Genomic DNA, 16,350 nt, shown 5'->3' with positions numbered 1-16,350 from the left:
ATCTGGTTCGTCTCCGGAGCGATCCGGCGGACCGTCAGAGCCGGACCGGGCCCGGCAGCCGCAGCCCGGCCGCCTCCAGCCAGGACCGCAGCGGGGCGTCCTTGCCCTGCTCCACCGCATCGGCCACCAGCGCGCCCAGCTCGGGGCGTCTGGTGCCGCCCAGCAGCAGCACCGGGCCGTCCAGCCAGTCCATGCCGGCCCGGCCGCGGCCGGTGTCCACCGCCGCCAGGCAGACCAGCGCGGTGACGTGGTCGACCAGCAAGTCCCGCCCGCTGCGGACCACTTGGAGAGGGGGCGCGATCTGCGCGGTGCGCGCCAGGTGCGCGGCGAGTGCTGCGGCCAGGGGCTCGCCACCGCCCTCCGCGAGCCGGGCCAGCACCAGGTGCAGGGCGGGAGCGGACTGCTCGGGCACCCCGTCGCCGAGTACGGCGCGCAGCGCCTCGGCCTGGCTGCGCCAGCCGAGCTCGACCACCTCGGCCGGGTAGTCGGCCCAGTCCAGCTCCCGCCAGCCGGTGCCCGCGGTGCCGAACGGCTCCCCGAACAGCACCTCGGCCGCCAGCAGCGAGACGGCCGCGTCCACCGAGCCCGGCTCCTCCAGCAGGTCGCAGGCCGGACGGTCGCCGAGCCGGGTGCCGTACCCCTCGGCCAGCCGGTCCCGGCGGGACAGCTCGGTGAGGGCGGAGACCACCCCGGCGTTCAGGTGGGCCGGGTGGCGGCCGAGCCGCCAGGCGGGCAGCGCGACCCGGGTGAGCAGCCTGTCCCACCCCGCGTAGGCGAGGCCGACCTGCTCCTGGGCGGCGATCCGCAGGCCGTAGTCGACCGACTTGGCCTGCTCGGAGGCGGCCGCCGCGACCGCCCGCTCCAGCTCGGCCGAGTGCTCCCGGCAGGCGTTCAGCAGCAGCTTGGTGAGCCGGTCCAGCAGGGCGGCGGGCCCGCGCCGGGGCTCGCCGAGCGAGGCGTCGAGGCCACGCAGGAAGCCCCGGGCGGCCGCGATGTCCGGATCGGCGGCCGCCGCCGTACCGGCCACCACCGGGGCCAGCAGGGCGCGCAGCTCCCCGGCCCGCATCCACCACAGGAACGGCGAGCCGATCACCAGCACCGGCGCGGGCTCCGCCGCCCGGTCAGGGCCGCCGGACAGCACCTCCCCGGCCACCGGGGCGGGCCGGCCCGCCGGGCGCCGCCGGCCCGGCCGGTGCACCTCCTCCAGCCAGCTGTCGCAGTCGGGGGTGAGCGCGATCCCGGACGGGGCGGGCACCCCGAGCCGCTCGGCCAGCTCACCGATCTGCCGGTAGAGCTCAGGGGCGGCGGACTCCGCGATCGGCACTGCGGGCGTACGCGGCGGCACCGCTCGGGCGTACGTCCTGGCCACCAGCCAGGCGGCGAGGAGCGCCAGGACGGCGACCACGCCGACCACCCAGCGGGCCACGTCCCAGGCCGCCGCGTCGGCGGAGCCCGGCGCGCCGATCCGGCCGGTGAACCGGCCCGCGAACAGCACCACCGCGAGAGCGGCGGGCAGCGCGGCGACACCCAGTGCCCGCCCACGGACCCGGAGCACGGCCTGGGCACGTGCGCGGGCTGCGTCGACAGCGGCCATACGGCGCGGCACCCCCTTCGGAGCCGGCGTCCACGGATCGCGGCGCCCTCCGGTACAGGGAGGTCGGCCACGACCCGGACACCCGAGCCGACTCGAAATGATCAGTATCCGAACGGGGTGCGACGGACGTCGGCCCCGCTTGTGCATCGTGCATGGCACTTCTGACAGTTCTGACGCCTGCCTGTGGGCCGACGTTCCGGATCGCTACCGTTTCCACCCGTCCTGGTGACACGGCGGCCGGACCGAGCGCCACCGACAGCATCCCCCCGGCCGCGCCCGGGCACCCGGCGGCGGCCGCACCGGCGGGCAGCCCGCCGACGCGATGCAGCGCACCCTACGACCCGGGGCCCGGCCGCGTCAGCCGGATGGCGACCGGATCACCCGAAGGGCTGGAATCCTGCCGCCGACCGGTGTGGCGGCTGGTGCCCGACAACGCCGAAGGGCGCTGCGTCCGGTGGGATGACCCGGTCGCAGCGCCCTCACGGACGGTCGGCTACTGCGCCGCCTTCAGCGCGATGTCGGTGCGGTGCTGCCCGCCCTTGAGCGAGATCCGGGCGACCCCCCGGTAGGCCAGCTCGCGTGCCTCGGCCAGGTCGGCCCCGGCCGCGGTGACCGAGAGCACCCGGCCACCGGCACTGAGCACCTCGCCGTCCGGGCCGGTCGCGGTCCCGGCGTGCAGCACGTACGCGCCCTCGGCCTCGACCTCGTCCAGCCCCTCGATCGGGTCACCGGTGCGCGGGGCGGCCGGGTAGCCCTCGGAGGCGATCACCACGGTGACCGCGGCGCCCTCGTCCCAGCGCAGCGGCTCCAGGGTGTCCAGCGTGCCGTTGGCGGAGGCCAGCAGCACCCCGGCCAGCGGGGTGCGCAGCCGGGCCAGCACCACCTGGGTCTCCGGGTCGCCGAAGCGCGCGTTGAACTCGATCACCCGGGTGCCGCGCGAGGTGAGCGCCAGACCGGCGTAGAGCAGGCCGGAGAACGGGGTGCCCCGGTGCCGCAGCTCGTCGACGGTCGGCTGCAGGACGGTCTCCAGGACCTCCTGCACCAGGCCCTCGGGGGCCCACGGCAGCGGCGAGTACGCGCCCATGCCGCCGGTGTTCGGGCCCTGGTCGCCGTCCAGCGCGCGCTTGAAGTCCTGCGCGGGCACCAGCGGCAGCACGGTGACGCCGTCGGTGATCGCGAACAGCGAGACCTCGGGGCCGTCCAGGAACTCCTCGATCACCACCCGCTCGCAGGAGACGGCGTGCGCCAGCGCCTCGGCGCGGTCGGAGGTGACCACCACGCCCTTGCCGGCCGCCAGGCCGTCGTCCTTCACCACGTACGGGGCGCCGAAGGCGTCCAGCGCCTCGGCCGCCTCGGCCTCGGTGGTGCAGACGTAGGAGCGGGCGGTGGGCACGTTGGCGCCGGCCATCACGTCCTTGGCGAAGGCCTTGGAGCCCTCCAGCTGGGCGGCCTCCCCGGACGGGCCGAAGACCGGGATTCCGGCCGCCCGGACGGCGTCCGAGACCCCCGCGACCAGCGGGGCCTCCGGGCCGACCACGACCAGTTCGGAGCCGAGCCGCCGGGCCAGCGCGGCCACGGCCGCACCGTCCAGCTGGTCGACCGGGTGGACCGTCGCCACCTGTGCGATCCCGGCGTTGCCCGGGGCACAGTGCAGCTCGGTGACGGCGGGATCTTGGGACAGAGAGCGGCACAGGGCGTGTTCGCGGGCGCCGCCGCCGATGACGAGGACCTTCACGCCTTGAAGGGTAGTCGGTGGCCGGATCGGGCCGGTCGCCGGTCCCGTCGGAACCTCCAGCCACCGGCCGCGACGGGCAGCCGGAACTGGAGGAACCTCTAACATCTGTGCCCCCGGGGGCCGGTCGGAGCGGCCGGGTCAGGGCGACGGGACCGGACGGGCTCGCTCGGAAGGGTGAAATCTCGCCGACCGCCGCAACTCTCCCACCTCGGCTTGATGGGGTGAATTCCGATAACGATCGCTGCCGAAGCGGCCCCATGGTCAGCCATTTGGCGGTAAGAAGTGCTGTTGGACGAGCACCGGCCGTCACCGGTGCACGGCACCATGGGCGACCCACACCGCTCGCGGCGCCGACCGTCCGACGAAGTGCCACACCTGGCCGGTGTCCGGAACACTGGCCGCTCGACGCACCGTCAGGCCCGGTACCCGCCAGGGCCTCAGCAGTCCGCCCGCCACAGGGAGCCCCACAGGTGAGCCAGCCGGAAATGCAGCCCGAGGAGAGCCCCTGGGGCAAGGAAGTCGGTGAGGAGGACCAGCCCGTCGTGGCCTCCGCCGCACTGACCCCCACCCGCCGCCGCACCGATCTGAGTGCCCGCCAGTTCCCGCTCGGGGACTGGGGTGAGCCCGCCGAGCGGCTGGAGGAGCTCTACCGCTGGTCCGAGGAGCGGGCCGTCGAGGCGATCGACTGGTACCGCAGGGACCGGGTCTGGAAGCGGCGCTGGGCCAGGCTGCTGCGGTTCGGCGCGGCCGGGTTCGCGGTGGCCGGGCTGACCGATCCGCTGCTCTCGCTCAGTGGGGTCTCCTGGGCCTCGCCGAGCTGGGGCTACGTCGGGCTTGCCCTCTCCGCCGCCTGCCTCGGGGTGGACCGGGCGTTCGGCCAGACCTCGGGCTGGATGCGGGACGTCAGCACCGCCCAGGCGCTGCAGCGCCGGCTGGAGGCGTTCCAGTTCGACTGGGCCTCGGAGTGCGTGCGCGAGGTGCTCGGCCCGACCGAGGGCACGGCGGGCGAGGCGGCCGAGCGCTGTCTCGGCGTGCTGCGCCGGTTCTGCGAGGACGTCTCCGACGTGGTCAGGGGCGAGACCTCGGAGTGGATGCTGGAGTTCCGCGCCACCATGACCCAGCTGCCCACCCAGTCCCCCGGCCCGTGGGGCGGCCGCACCGAGAGCGGTGCCGGTGCCCAGGTCCGGATCCTGCCGCTGCGCTAGGTGGCCCGGTCTGCGCGGACGCCCCGGCGGGGGCGTCCGCGCAGAAACGATGCATCAGGCAGGGACGGGCTCAGGCGAAGACGATCATCGAGCCCTGGGTGACACTCCGGGTCGCCGCCGCGTACAGCCCCGCCCAGGCGTGCCGCTCCCGGGCGAACGGGTGCTGGTCGTCGATCGGCGGCTCGAAGGTCTGCTCCAGATCGGTCGGCGCAAGCGGCCGGGTCGGAGCCGGCGGGTTCAGCGGATCGAGGCCCAACACCGGCGCCACCGCCTGGAGTTCACGCAGCAGGCCGTACGAGGAGCCGAGCGGGCCGCCGGAGGCCAGCAGCTCGTCCGCGACCAGCGGGAGCTGGAAGTCGATCGGCACGTACGCTCCGGCGTGGTCGAAGTGCCAGACCAGGTGCGACTGTTCGGCGGTCGACTCGAACATCTCCAGCAGCTGCTCGTAGTCACCCCCGAGCGCGTCCACCGGCTCGATCGCGAAGCCGGTCAGCCCCAGCAGGTAGGCCCGCCGCAGGAAGTGCAGCGAGTCGTAGTCGAAAGCAGCGATCGGCTCCACCGAGCCGCTGAGCTCCGGCGAGTACCGGTACACCGGGACCTCGGGCAGACCGTGCGCGACCAGGGCCGCGTTGTACCGTACGAGGTCGTCCCGGAACGGGTTCTCGGGGCTGTGCGTCAGGACGTCCACCAGCGGGACGAGCCAGAGGTCGCAGGCCATGGGCCGGCTCTTCCTCTCAGAGGGCGGACACGGGAAGAGCCCACCCTACTGCGCCACCGGCTCCTCGGTACCGGCCCCGGCACCGGACTGCCGCGGGCGGCCGAAACGACCCGGTGGGACGGCCCGGGGCAGCGGCACCAGACCGAGACCGAGCTCACCCCCCGCCGCGGCCGGGGCGGGGGCCGGACACTCCGCCGCCGGAAGGCGGAGCAGCGGCAGCACCGCCACCGACTCCAGCGGCCGACCGCTCAGCCGGGCCAGCAGCTCCACGGTGAACAGGTTGTACTCGTTCACCACCTGGTGCGCCCCCGGCACGTCCCGGGCCTCGATCCGGTCCACCAGATCCGGGTGCCGGTCCCAGCAGACCCCTTCGAGGTCACCGGCGGCGCGCAGATAGGGCGCCGCGAACATCCAGGACTGCACCCGCAGCCAGCCCAGGTAGCCGGAGACCCGGGTGTTGTCGAGCAGCGCCCCTGCCTCGTGCCAGAACCGCAGGTCGCAGCCGACCAGCACGTCCAGCTGGCCGGCCCGGGACGCCCGCCGGGCCGCCTCGGCCCGGCGGCGCAGCGACGGCAGGCGCCGCCAGTCGTAGCTGCTGGCACGGGCCCCGAGCTGGCGGAAGGCGCTGTCCGTCAGCATGGTGCGGGCCTCGAAGATCTCCACGAAGTCCGACCAGTCGAACTCCGGGACGGTGAAGCCGCGGTGGTGCTCGGCCCGGAGCAGGCCCTGCGCCGCCAGGTCGACCAGGGCCTCCCTGGCCGGGGTGGCGGAGACGCCGTACAGCTCGGCGATCTCCTTGACGGTGAAGTTGCGGCCGGCCGCCAGGCGGCCCGCCATCATCTCCTCGCGGAGCGCGGCGGCGATCTGCTCGCGCAGGCTGTTGCGCTGGATCGCCGGGCGGCCGTCGCCGGGGGGAGCCATCGGGTTGGACATCCGGGCGACAGCCTCCTCTCCGGGCTCGGCACTGCTCGCCGGCCGCTCCGAGCGGAACACGACCAGGGCTCATCTTCTCAAATGCGCCCACCTGGTGCGCAAGAGCCCTAACAGTGTCCATACCCGGACACGCACCCGGCCGCCCGGGGCGGCCCGGTCAGCGCCGTACCGGGCCGGTCAGCGCTGGACGGGAGCCGGGATGCCGAGCAGCCGGTCGCGGTGCACCGGGAACTCGGAGCGGGCCTTGGCCGCCCCCGCCGGGTCGAAGTCGACGGTCAGCACCTGCTCGCCCGCCCCGGCCTCGGCCAGCACCTTGCCCCACGGGTCGACCACGATGCTGTGCCCGGCCTGCTCGACCCCACCGTGCGTCCCCGCCGTGTTGCAGGCCAGCACGTACGCCTGCTCCTCCACCGCCCGGGCCCGGGCCAGCAGGGTCCAGTGCTCGCGCCGCCGTTCCGGCCAGGCGGCCGGGATCAGCAGCAGCTCGGCCCCGGCGTCCAGCAGGGCCCGGAACAGCTCGGGGAAGCGCAGGTCGTAACAGGTGGCCATCCCGATGGTGCCCAGCTCGGTGGTGGTGGCCACGATCTCCTGCCCGGCACCCATCGCGATCGCCTCGCCGCTGTCGAAACCGAAGCGGTGGATCTTGCGGTAGGTGGTGGTCAGCTCGCCGTCCGGGGCGAACAGCAAGGAGGTGTTGTAGATCGGGCCGTCCGGATCGCGTTCGACGATCGAACCGGCATGCAGCCAGACTCCGGCGGCCCTCGCGGCCGCCGACATCGCCTCGGCGGTCGGCCCGTCCAGCGGCTCGGCACCGTCCGACCAGGCGTCGTAGGCGAAGCCGCCGAGCGGCCACAGCTCGGGCAGTACCACCAGGTCGGCGCCCTCCTGGGCACGGACCAACGCGGCTACCCTGGCCCGCCGTTCGGCGGGCGGTTCGACGTCCGAGACGTCGATTTGGATCAATGAAGCGCGCACACTACCACCGTCCATGAGACCAGTCCTACGATCGTCACCCGAAAGCACTGCCCGGCTGTCACCCGGCAGCGTAACGTGCGGTTAGCGCCGCCGCCCGGAAGCCGGAACACCCGGGTTCGCGCTCCAGGGCGGCACAGTACGGAAGCTGACGGAGGGCCGGAGAATCCCGTGACGGAGAACCAGACCGTGCAGGCTTGCATCGACGCGTGGACGCAGACCATCGAGGCGATAGCCGAGCTGCTGGCCCCGCTGCCCACCGACGCCTGGAACCGGCCCACCGAATGCCCCGGCTGGTCGGTCCGTGACGTCGTCTCACATGTCATCGCGCTGGAGTCCGAGCTCCTCGGCGACCCCCGCCCGATCCACTCGCTGCCCGGCGACCTCCGGCACATCACCGGCGAGTTCGCCCGCTACATGGAGCTCCCGGTCGACAAGCGGCGCTGCCACACCGCACCCGAGATCACCGGCGAGCTGGAGTACACCGTCATCCGCCGCTCGCGCGCGCTGCGCAACGCGAAGCACGAGGCGGACGACCTGGTCCGCTGGCCCGCCGGGCCGCTCTCCCGGGACGTGCCGTACACCGAACTGCTCCAGCTGCGCGCCTTCGACGTCTGGGTGCACGAGCAGGACCTCCGCCGGGCGCTCGGCGTCCCCGGCAACCTCGACTCGGCCGCCGCCCTGATCTCCCGCGACATCATGCTGTCCGGCCTCCCCAAGGTGCTCGCCAAGTCCGTCGGCGCCCCGCCCGGCACCACGCTCGCCCTGGACGTCTCGGGCCCGCTCGAGTTCCTCCGCACCGTCCGGATCGACGAGGACGGCCGGGCCGGCATCGACGAGACCATCAGCCTCGCCCCCGACGTCCGGCTCACCCTCGACTGGGAGACGTACGTCCGGCTGGCCTGCGGCCGTGGCCGCCCCGGCCCGGTGACGATCGACGGCGACCAGGAACTCGGCGCCCGGATCCTCGCCCACTTCGCCGTCACCCCCTGACGGAGCGTGAATACCCTTACTCCGAGTGAGGGTATTCACGTTTCCGCAGGTCGGAGGCCCTACACAAGCCGCCGCAACCGCAAGATCATCCCCGTTCCGACCCCCAGCGGCACGAACAGCCAGCACAGCGCCCACCGGTACGCCTCCGCCGAGTGCACCCCGTCCGCCCCCGCCAGGGTGTCGAGCAGCAGGCCGACCCCGAGGAGCGTGATCACCGTGCCGATGAAGCCGCCCATGTTGGCGATGCCGGAGGCCGTGCCCAGCCGCTCCTGCGGGTTGTGGGAGCGGGCGTAGTCGAGGCCGACCAGGGAGGCGGGGCCGTTGGTGCCCATCACCACCAGCAGGACCAGCAGCAGCCAGAGCGGCGGCTGCGCCCCCGGCCAGGCCAGCACCACGGCCCAGCTGACCGCCGTGGCGGCGATCACGGTCAGGGTGATCGGCATCCGGGCCCGGGCAGTCCGCGAGAGCATCCGCCCGAGCAGCAGCGCGAAGACCATGTTGCTGCCGACCAGGACGGTGAGCAGCCCGCCCGCCTCGCCCCGGGTCATGCCCTGACCCTCCACCAGGTACGGCATCCCCCAGAGCAGCCCGAAGGCCGCACCGGGGAAGGCGGTGGTGAAGTGCACCCACATGCCGAGCCGGGTGCCCGGCTCGCGCCAGGCGTCGCGGATCTGGGCCCGGACCGAGAGCCGCCGCCCGGCCGTCGGGACCACCGCGACACCCGCCGGGGCCTCCTTGAGCAGCAGCGCGACCAGGGCGAAGACCCCCACCCCGAGCAGGGCGACGAAGGCGAAGCTGGCGGTCCAGCCCTCGCGGTGCAGGGCCTGGGCGAGCACCACCGTGGTGATCAGGTTGCCGCCCATCCCGGCCAGGCCGGTGAGTTGGGCGATCAGCGGGTTCTTCGCGGCGGGAAACCAGCGCGCGGAGATCCGCAGCACGCTGATGAAGGTCATCGCGTCACCGCAGCCGAGCACGGCCCGGGAGACCAGGGCCGGTCCGAACGAGGTGGAGAAGGCGAAGGCGAGCTGACCGAGGCTCAGCAGCAGGATGCCGGTGAGCAGCACCCGGCGCGGCCCCAGCCGGTCGACCAGCAGGCCGACGGGTATCTGCATCGCCGCGTACACCAGCACCTGGAGCACCGCGAAGGTGGAGAGCGCGGAGGCCCCGATCCCGAACCGTTCGACGGCGTCGATCCCGGCCACGCCGAGGCTGGTGCGGTGGATCACCGCGAGGACGTAGACGCTGACCCCGATCCACCAGGCGAACCAGGCGGCCCGGCCGCCGGGCGGTGTGACCGGCAGGGGTACCCGCTGACCGGGGACGGCGACTCGGGCGGCGGCGGGGCTGGCGGTCTCGGGGTCCACGGTCACGTCGAACAGACTATGCAGCGCGTCAACCGCGAAAGGCCCGGGACGGGCAACGATCCGGGTACGGAGGGACGGTTCAGTCCCTGAGCCGCCAGCTCACCGTCCGGGTCATCCGCTGCTGCCGGAACTCCTCGTCGCGGACCCAGTCGGTGTCGTCCCGGACGGTCGCGGTGACCGTGACGGTCCGGCCGGCCGGGACGGTCAGCCCGGTGGTGTCCAGCCAGCTCCGGTCCTCGGCCGGGCTCTCCACCGCCCGCCCGTCCACCCGCCACTCCACCGCGAGCCGGCGCGGTCCGGTCAGTCCCAGCGGCCGCACCGCCAGCCGGGGCCGCCCGGTCACCTCGCCGGCCGCCGGGACGGGCGGGTCGGTCGGGCCGACCCGCTGGTAGATCTGCTTGATGATGGCCTCCCTGGAGGGCAGGTTGTAGCTGCCGCCGAGGGTGCGCATCACCGAGTCGGCGGTCGGCCGGTAGACCCCGTTGGCGCTCCGGTACGCGCCGATCACTCCACCGCCGTCGGGTGACTGGGCGCCCAGCCAGCGCCACCACTTCTGCTGTCCCCGGCGCATCTCCTCGGCGTCCTGGGTGGACAGGTTGGGGTAGTCGGCGTCGGCCGGTGCGCTGTCGTACTCGTCGCCGAGGTCGCCGACGGTGTGCCCTATCTCGTGCTGGATGATCCGCCCGGCGTCCGGGTTGCCGCCCGCCAGCGTGGTCACCCCGGTGCCGCCCGCGCCGCCGTACTCGGTGGAGTTGGCCAGCGCGATCAGGTACTGCGGCCCCTCGCCCGCCCCGGCGTACCGGGCGGTGGCGGTCTCGTCGGCGCAGAGCAGCCGGGCGGTGCCCTCGCACCAGAAGTGCATGCCGAGCGGCGAGTCGGGCCGCCGTCCTGACTGGTCGCCCTCGGCGATCCCGGCCGCCGGGGAGACCACCTCGACCCGCCTTATGTTGAAGAAGCCCTGGTAGCTGCGGAACGGTTCGATCTCCATCAGCGACTGCCAGGCCTGGTCGGCCTGCTGCCGGAACAGCGCCTGCTGATCGGCGGTGTAGCCGTCGCCGAGCAGCACCAGGGTGATCCGGCGGTCGGGCGCCCCGGTGCGGCGTATGTCGACGGTCGGGGCGGCCCCGTCGGCCCGCAGGTCGGCCTGCCGGAGCAGGTGCGGCGGGGCGGCCAGTTCGGGGGCCGGGGACGGGGCGCCGATCACGTCGTACGGCGGCGGTGAGGCCACCTCCAGCGCGGCGGGGAGCACGGCGGCCGCCAGCAGGAGGGCTGCGGCCAGGCCGCGGAGCAGACGACGGCCAGGATTGCCAGAAGGCATACGGGTTCGTCCTCGCTGCTCCGGTCACCCGGCGGGGGCTCGGGTGGGGGGTCGCGAAGACGTACCCGTCCCGTACGCCCCCGCAGTCCCCCGGCGCGCCAAGTTCCCCGGACCGGTGCAACCGGTCGGCCGACCGGCCCAGCCCCGGTTGCGCGGCCGGCCCCGTGGGTCAGCCCTTGCGGGTGCGCCCGGTCTGCAGCACCAGGTGCGTCGCGATGCCGAACAGCAGGCCCCAGAAGGCCGAGCCGATGCCGTAGAGGGTCATCCCCGAGGCGGTGGCCAGGAAGGTCACCACCGCGCCGTCCCGGCCGGCCTCGTCGGCCGTCGCCCCGGCCAGGCTGCCCTGGAAGGAGGCCAGCAGGGCGGTGCCCGCGACCACCGCGATCAGCGCGGCGGGCAGGCCGGTGAAGAGGCTCACCAGCACCCCGGCGAAGCTGCCGATCAGGATGTACAGCACGCCGGTGGACATCCCGGCGACGTAGCGGCGGCGCGGGTCCGGGTGGCTCTCCGGGCTGGTGCAGATCGCGGCGGTGATCGCGGCCAGGTTGACCCCGGGCGAGCCGAACGGGGCCAGCAGCACCGAGAGCCCGCCGGTCGCGCCGATCAGCAGCCGGTCGTCCGGCTCGTAGCCGGAGGCCCGCATCACGCCGAGTCCCGGCGCGTTCTGCGAGGCCAGCGCGACGATGGTGAGCGGCAGCGCAAGACCGACCATCGCGGCCCAGCTGAACTGCGGCACCGTCAGCTCCGGCCGGACCGGGCCGCCCTGACCGAACTGCAGCGGCAGCCCGACGGTGGCGGCGGCCAGCAGCGCACCCGCCAGCAGGGCCACCGGTACGGCGTACCGGGGCACGAACCGGCGGGCGGCCAGGAAGGCCGCGAAGCTGCCCAGCACCAGCACCGGCGCGGCCTTCAACGAGGTGAAGATCCCCGCGCCGAACGAGAACAGGATGCCCGCCAGCATCGCGTTCACGATCCCGACCGGCACCGCCCGGATCAGCCGGCCGAACAGCCCGGTCACCCCGAACAGGGTCACCGCCACGCTGCTCACCAGAAACGCCCCGACCGCCTCCCGGTACGGGTACTCCCCCAGGCTGGTCACCAGCAGCGCCGCCCCCGGCGTGGACCAGGCCGCGATCACCGGGGTCCTGGTCCGCCAGGACAGCAGCAGGCAGCTCAGCCCGCTGCCGATCGACACCGCCCAGATCCACGAGGCGGTCTGATCCGGCGTCAGCTGTCCTGCCTTCGCCGCCGCCAGCACCACCACCAGCGGCCCCGAGAACGACACCGCCACGCACACCAGCCCGGCCAGCAGGGCCGGCCCCGACACGTCCCTGCGCAGCGATGCCCGAGGCTCGGTCGTGCCCTGCGGTGCCGCTGTCATCCCCCGTAGTTCTGTCACCTCGGCAGTATCCCGGAGGGCTCCCGGACAGTCCTCGAAAAAAGTTCTGAACCCACCTGCAACCACCGAGGGGGATGGACGTCTTAACGGTTGAAGGCACGGAGAGCAGGGCCCGGCAGGAGCCGGCCAGGCGGCAACCCCTTCACCAACTCATCGCCAGTTTCAGCTCCTCGGGGGAGACACGTCATGCGCACGCCCGTTATCAACCGTTTCGCGAAGATTGCCCCGCTGGCCGCCGTCGCCGCTCTCACCGCCGGACTCACCGTCGTCCCCGCCTCCACCGCCTGGGCCTGCGGCGACCAGCCCGCCCCGGCCGCCACCGAGGCCTGGGAGCACCACGCCACCGACCCGGCCACCACGCTCCTCCCGGGGACCCTCGGCAAGATCACCGTGGGCGGACCGAAGGTGGAGTTCGGCGTCGAGCTGTCCAACGGCACCGGCGAGGACTACCGGAGCATCGCGCCCCGCCCCGCCCTCTGGAACCCGCAGTCCGGCGACGTCTCCAACGACCTGCGGAAGGTCAACCTCCGCCCCGAGGACATCACCGTCGAGGTCATGGTCGGCAGCGGCTGGAAGAACCTCCCGCTCCGGCACAGCTGCGACCCGGCCCTCAACGTCGACGTCTCGGCGGCCAGGGGACCGCTCGCGGCCGGACACACCAAGCGGTTCCAGTTCCGGCTGGGCCTGAAGAGCAGCACTCCGGTCGAGCAGAAGTCCCTCGAGATCTACCTCGCCCCCAACGTCAAGCCGGTGACCCTGACCATGGTCCGCCCGTCGGCGGCCCCCAAGCCCGTCACGCCGAAGCCCTCCACTCCGAAGGCCGCCCCGGCCGCCGTCCAGGCCGCTGTTCCGGCCGCCGACCCGACGGTCACGCCGACTCCGAGTGCCTCCACCACCCCGGTCCAGCAGCCCGCTGCCCCCGTCGTCGCCCCCGCCGCCGAGCTGGCCTCGACCGGCAGCAGCACCCCGAACACCTTCCTGCTCGCCTCCGCCGCCGCCATGGTCGCCCTCGGCGCAACCGTCCTCACTGTGGTCCGTCGCCACAACCGCCGCCGCTGACCCATCCGCTGACCCATCCGCGCCACCAACCACCAGATCCCCGGGGGAAGTCCACCATGCGCATGTCCCGTTCCGCCGCCACCGTCACCGCCGCTCTTGTGCTCTCCGTCGGCCTGCCCGTCGTCGCCGGCGGCAGCTCCGCCTGGGCGGTCTGCGGGCACGACCTCAAGGGCCGTACCCAGTCCCAGCCGCACCCCGCGAAGCACCAGGGCGAACTGACGGTCACCCAGCTCAAGTCCCCGGCCGAGATCACCGTGGGCGGTGCCGCGGTGGACATCCCGGTGCGGATCACCAACAACACCGACGGCGACTACCAGGCGGTGGAGCCGGCGATCGGGCTCGGACACTTCGTCGACGGGCACGATCTGACCGCCAAGGACGTCCGGACCTCCTGGCGCAAGGGCACCGGGAGTTGGCAGCAGCTGGCGCTCCAGCCGGGCTGCACCCGGGGCCTGGTGAACGAGGACGAGGCGCTGCCGATGCTCGCGCTGCGCAAGGGCGAGTCGGTCGAGCTGACCTTCCGGATCGGCGTGCCGGCCGGTGCGCCGACGGGCCTCGGCTTCGTCACCTACTCCGTCTCCGCGACCGGCGAGGACTGGCTCGCGGGCAACGCGAAGGGCGGCAGGCTGAGCGCGGTCCGTCCGAAGGCCTCCCCGGCTCCCGTTCCCACTCCCGCCCGGGCCACTGCGTCGAGCGCCCCCACCGCGGCCGTCACCGAGCTGGCCGAGACCGGGCCGCGCACCCCGAACACCCTGCTGCTCGCCTCCGCCGCCGCATTCGTCGCGCTCGGCGCGGCCATCCTGCTGACGGTCCGCCGCACCCGGGGCTGAAAAGCCGGACGCCCGGCGCTGCCGGAAATCCCTCGAAAAGATTTCTGAACCCACCTGCAACCCCCGACGGGGATGCACGTCTTAACGGTTGAAGGCACGGAGAGCAGGGCGCGGCAGGAGCCGGCCAGGCGGCAACCCCTTCACCAACTCATCGTCAGTTCCAGCTCCTTGGGGGAGACCCGTCATGCGTGCGCCCGTTATCAACCGTTTTGCGAAGATTGCCCCGCTGGCCGCCGTCGTCGCCCTCACCGCCGGACTCACGGTCCTCCCCGCCTCCACCGCCTGGGCCTGCGGCGACGCGCCCTTCTCGAACTCCGCCCAGGCGCCCGAGCCGCAGCGCGCCACCACCCCGGCTCTCACCTTCGTCAACCCCAGGGCCACCACGCTGACCGCCGGCGGGCCGAAGGTCGAGTTCGGTGTGCAGATCGCCAACCACACCGGCGCCCCCTACAAGGCGATCAGCCCGGGGTTCTCGTTCTGGAACCCGCAGTCCGGGGAGACCGGCAACGACCTGAAGAAGGTCAACGTCCGGAAGCAGGACTTCACCGTCGAGGTGATGAAGGACGGCAAGTGGCAGCCGCTCAAGCTCCGCCTCGGCTGCGACCCGACGCTCTCCGCCGACACCTCGCTGCTCAACGCCCCGCTGGCCGACGGCCAGACCAAGCGCTACGTGTTCCGGATCGGGCTGGCCGCCACGGCGCCGAAGGAGCAGAAGGGCATCGAGCTCTACGTGTCGTCCCGGGGTGGCGGCCCCATGATCACGACCAACCTGAAGTTCAACCACCCGGCGGCCCAGCCCACCAAGCCCGCCGCCCCGAAGGCCACCCCCTCGACCGCCGCCCCGGCCGCCGTGCCCGCCGCTGCCAAGGACGTGCCCGCCGCCGCGCCGACGCCGAGCATCTCGCCCACTGCCACCACCACCACCGAGCTGGCCGAGACCGGCAGCAGCACCCCGAACACCTTCCTGCTCGCCTCCGCCGCCGCCTTCGTCGCGCTCGGCACCGGCGTGCTGCTGCTGGTCCGCCGCACCCGTCGCACCCGCCGTACCCAGGACTGAAAAACCGGATGGGCCCTGCTCCCGAGGGAGCAGGGCCCATCCGCATGCTGAAGGAGCGTCAGCCCCAGGTGATCAGGCGCTTCGGGCGCTCCAGGACGGCGGCCGTGTCGGCCAGCACCTTGGAGCCCAGCTCGCCGTCGACCAGGCGGTGGTCGAAGGAGAGTGCCAGCGTGGTGACCAGGCGGGGCACCACCTTGCCCTTGTGCACCCACGGCAGCTCCCGGACCGCGCCGAAGGCCAGGATGGCGGCCTCGCCGGGGTTGAGGATCGGGGTGCCGGTGTCGACGCCGAAGACGCCGACGTTGGTGATCGTCACGGTGCCGCCGGACAGATCGGCCGGCGAGGTCTTGCCCTGGCGCGCGACGTCGGTCAACTCGCCGAGGGCGGTCGCCAGTTGCGGCAGGGTCTTGGACCCGGCGTCCTTGATGTTGGGCACCAGCAGACCGCGCGGGGTGGCGGCCGCGATCCCCAGGTTGACCTGGCCCTTGAGCACGATCTCCTGGTTCGCCTCGTCCCAGGCGGCGTTGATCTCCGGGTGCCGCCGGATGGCGGTGAGCAGAGCCCGGGCGACCAGCAGCAGCGGGCTGACCCGGACACCCTCGCCCAGTTCGCCGCTCGCCTTGAGCTCGCGCACCAGCTTCATCGTCCGGGTGACGTCGACCTGGATGAACTCGGTGACGTGCGGCGCGGTGAACGCCGACGCGACCATCGCCTGTGCGGTGGCCTTCCGGACGCCCTTGACCGGCACCCGGACGTCACCCGTACCGACCGCGACCGGCAGCGGGGCGGCGGCAACGGGAGCGACGACGGACTCGGCCACCGGCGCAGGTGCGGCGGCGGCGTGCACGTCGTCCCGGGTGATCACACCGTCGGGGCCGGTCGGGGTGACCGTCCGCAGGTCGATGCCCAGGTCCTTGGCCAGCTTGCGCACCGGCGGCTTGGCCAACGGCCGTTCCGCCGACACGGGTTCGGCCTGCGCGGGCACCAGCACGACCGGAGCCGGAGCCGGAGCAGCAGCCGCGGCAGCGGTCGCCGGAGCCTTCCGGGCCCGACGCTGGGCGCCACCCGTACGCGGCCCGTACCCGACCAGCACCTCGCGGCGCTCGGGCACGGCAGCGTCCGGCGCCTCGACGGCCGGCGCGGCGGCAACCGGGGCAGCGGCAGCCGGAGCGG

Annotated in this window: 14 protein-coding genes; 5 read left to right on the top strand and 9 right to left on the bottom strand. The window is 73.6% G+C overall.

What is annotated here, in order from left to right:
* Positions 1–34: 34 nt before the first annotated feature.
* Both ACXJMZ_RS31185 and purD read right to left on the bottom strand, forming a co-directional pair.
* On the bottom strand, positions 35–1,594 hold the full coding sequence (locus ACXJMZ_RS31185) for a hypothetical protein (RefSeq protein WP_457033385.1): 1,560 nt from the start codon (positions 1,592–1,594) through the stop codon (positions 35–37).
* 493 nt (positions 1,595–2,087) lie between these two features.
* Entirely contained in the window at positions 2,088–3,329 is a 1,242-nt protein-coding gene (purD, locus tag ACXJMZ_RS31180) for a phosphoribosylamine--glycine ligase (RefSeq protein WP_457033384.1), read from the bottom strand.
* Positions 3,330–3,799: 470 nt separating this feature from the next.
* Here purD and ACXJMZ_RS31175 point away from each other — a divergent pair, with 470 nt between their 5' ends.
* Positions 3,800–4,534: an SLATT domain-containing protein gene (locus tag ACXJMZ_RS31175; RefSeq protein WP_457033383.1), complete on the top strand. Its 735-nt coding sequence runs from the start codon at positions 3,800–3,802 to the stop codon at positions 4,532–4,534.
* Between the two features lie 70 nt (positions 4,535–4,604).
* On the opposite strand, the gene ACXJMZ_RS31170 is transcribed toward ACXJMZ_RS31175, so the two are convergent.
* The 3 genes from ACXJMZ_RS31170 to ACXJMZ_RS31160 all read right to left on the bottom strand — a co-directional run bounded on the left by ACXJMZ_RS31170 (position 4,605) and on the right by ACXJMZ_RS31160 (position 7,160).
* Positions 4,605–5,252, bottom strand: a complete 648-nt coding sequence (locus tag ACXJMZ_RS31170) for a hypothetical protein (protein WP_403043963.1) — start codon at positions 5,250–5,252, stop codon at positions 4,605–4,607.
* 45 nt (positions 5,253–5,297) lie between these two features.
* Positions 5,298–6,185: a GntR family transcriptional regulator gene (locus ACXJMZ_RS31165; protein ID WP_457033382.1), complete on the bottom strand. Its 888-nt coding sequence runs from the start codon at positions 6,183–6,185 to the stop codon at positions 5,298–5,300.
* Positions 6,186–6,362: 177 nt separating this feature from the next.
* Positions 6,363–7,160 carry a carbon-nitrogen family hydrolase gene (locus tag ACXJMZ_RS31160; protein WP_457033381.1) on the bottom strand — a complete coding sequence of 266 codons (798 nt, stop codon included), beginning with the start codon at positions 7,158–7,160 and terminating at the stop codon, positions 6,363–6,365.
* Positions 7,161–7,328: 168 nt separating this feature from the next.
* Between ACXJMZ_RS31160 and ACXJMZ_RS31155 the strand changes: the two genes are divergently transcribed.
* On the top strand, positions 7,329–8,150 hold the full coding sequence (locus ACXJMZ_RS31155) for a maleylpyruvate isomerase family mycothiol-dependent enzyme (protein ID WP_457033380.1): 822 nt from the start codon (positions 7,329–7,331) through the stop codon (positions 8,148–8,150).
* A 59-nt stretch (positions 8,151–8,209) separates the two neighbouring features.
* Here ACXJMZ_RS31155 and ACXJMZ_RS31150 read toward each other — a convergent pair whose 3' ends face one another.
* The 3 genes from ACXJMZ_RS31150 to ACXJMZ_RS31140 all read right to left on the bottom strand — a co-directional run bounded on the left by ACXJMZ_RS31150 (position 8,210) and on the right by ACXJMZ_RS31140 (position 12,213).
* Positions 8,210–9,520 (bottom strand): MFS transporter, encoded by a 1,311-nt coding sequence (locus ACXJMZ_RS31150; protein WP_457033379.1) that lies wholly within the window; start codon positions 9,518–9,520, stop codon positions 8,210–8,212.
* 73 nt (positions 9,521–9,593) lie between these two features.
* A complete protein-coding gene (locus tag ACXJMZ_RS31145) occupies positions 9,594–10,832 on the bottom strand; it encodes a M64 family metallopeptidase (protein WP_457033378.1) in 1,239 nt (412 codons plus the stop codon).
* Positions 10,833–11,001: 169 nt separating this feature from the next.
* Positions 11,002–12,213 carry a benzoate/H(+) symporter BenE family transporter gene (locus ACXJMZ_RS31140; RefSeq protein ID WP_457033377.1) on the bottom strand — a complete coding sequence of 404 codons (1,212 nt, stop codon included), beginning with the start codon at positions 12,211–12,213 and terminating at the stop codon, positions 11,002–11,004.
* 204 nt (positions 12,214–12,417) lie between these two features.
* Between ACXJMZ_RS31140 and ACXJMZ_RS31135 the strand changes: the two genes are divergently transcribed.
* The 3 genes from ACXJMZ_RS31135 to ACXJMZ_RS31125 all read left to right on the top strand — a co-directional run bounded on the left by ACXJMZ_RS31135 (position 12,418) and on the right by ACXJMZ_RS31125 (position 15,177).
* On the top strand, positions 12,418–13,290 hold the full coding sequence (locus ACXJMZ_RS31135; protein WP_457033376.1) for a hypothetical protein: 873 nt from the start codon (positions 12,418–12,420) through the stop codon (positions 13,288–13,290).
* 56 nt (positions 13,291–13,346) lie between these two features.
* Positions 13,347–14,120 (top strand): hypothetical protein, encoded by a 774-nt coding sequence (locus ACXJMZ_RS31130; RefSeq protein ID WP_457033375.1) that lies wholly within the window; start codon positions 13,347–13,349, stop codon positions 14,118–14,120.
* Positions 14,121–14,304: 184 nt separating this feature from the next.
* The gene (locus ACXJMZ_RS31125; protein WP_457033374.1) at positions 14,305–15,177 is read left to right on the top strand and encodes an LPXTG cell wall anchor domain-containing protein; all 873 of its coding nucleotides are present in this window, start codon (positions 14,305–14,307) and stop codon (positions 15,175–15,177) included.
* A gap of 58 nt (positions 15,178–15,235) precedes the next feature.
* Here the strand turns inward: ACXJMZ_RS31125 and ACXJMZ_RS31120 are convergent.
* Positions 15,236–16,350 (bottom strand): dihydrolipoamide acetyltransferase family protein (locus ACXJMZ_RS31120; protein WP_457033373.1); only part of this gene is annotated, 1,115 nt, incomplete at its 5' end.

It is taken from the genome of Kitasatospora sp. P5_F3 (assembly GCF_054049135.1).
The sequence above is the reverse complement of the archived record's forward strand: the minus strand, read 5'-3'. Positions and strand labels throughout refer to the sequence as shown.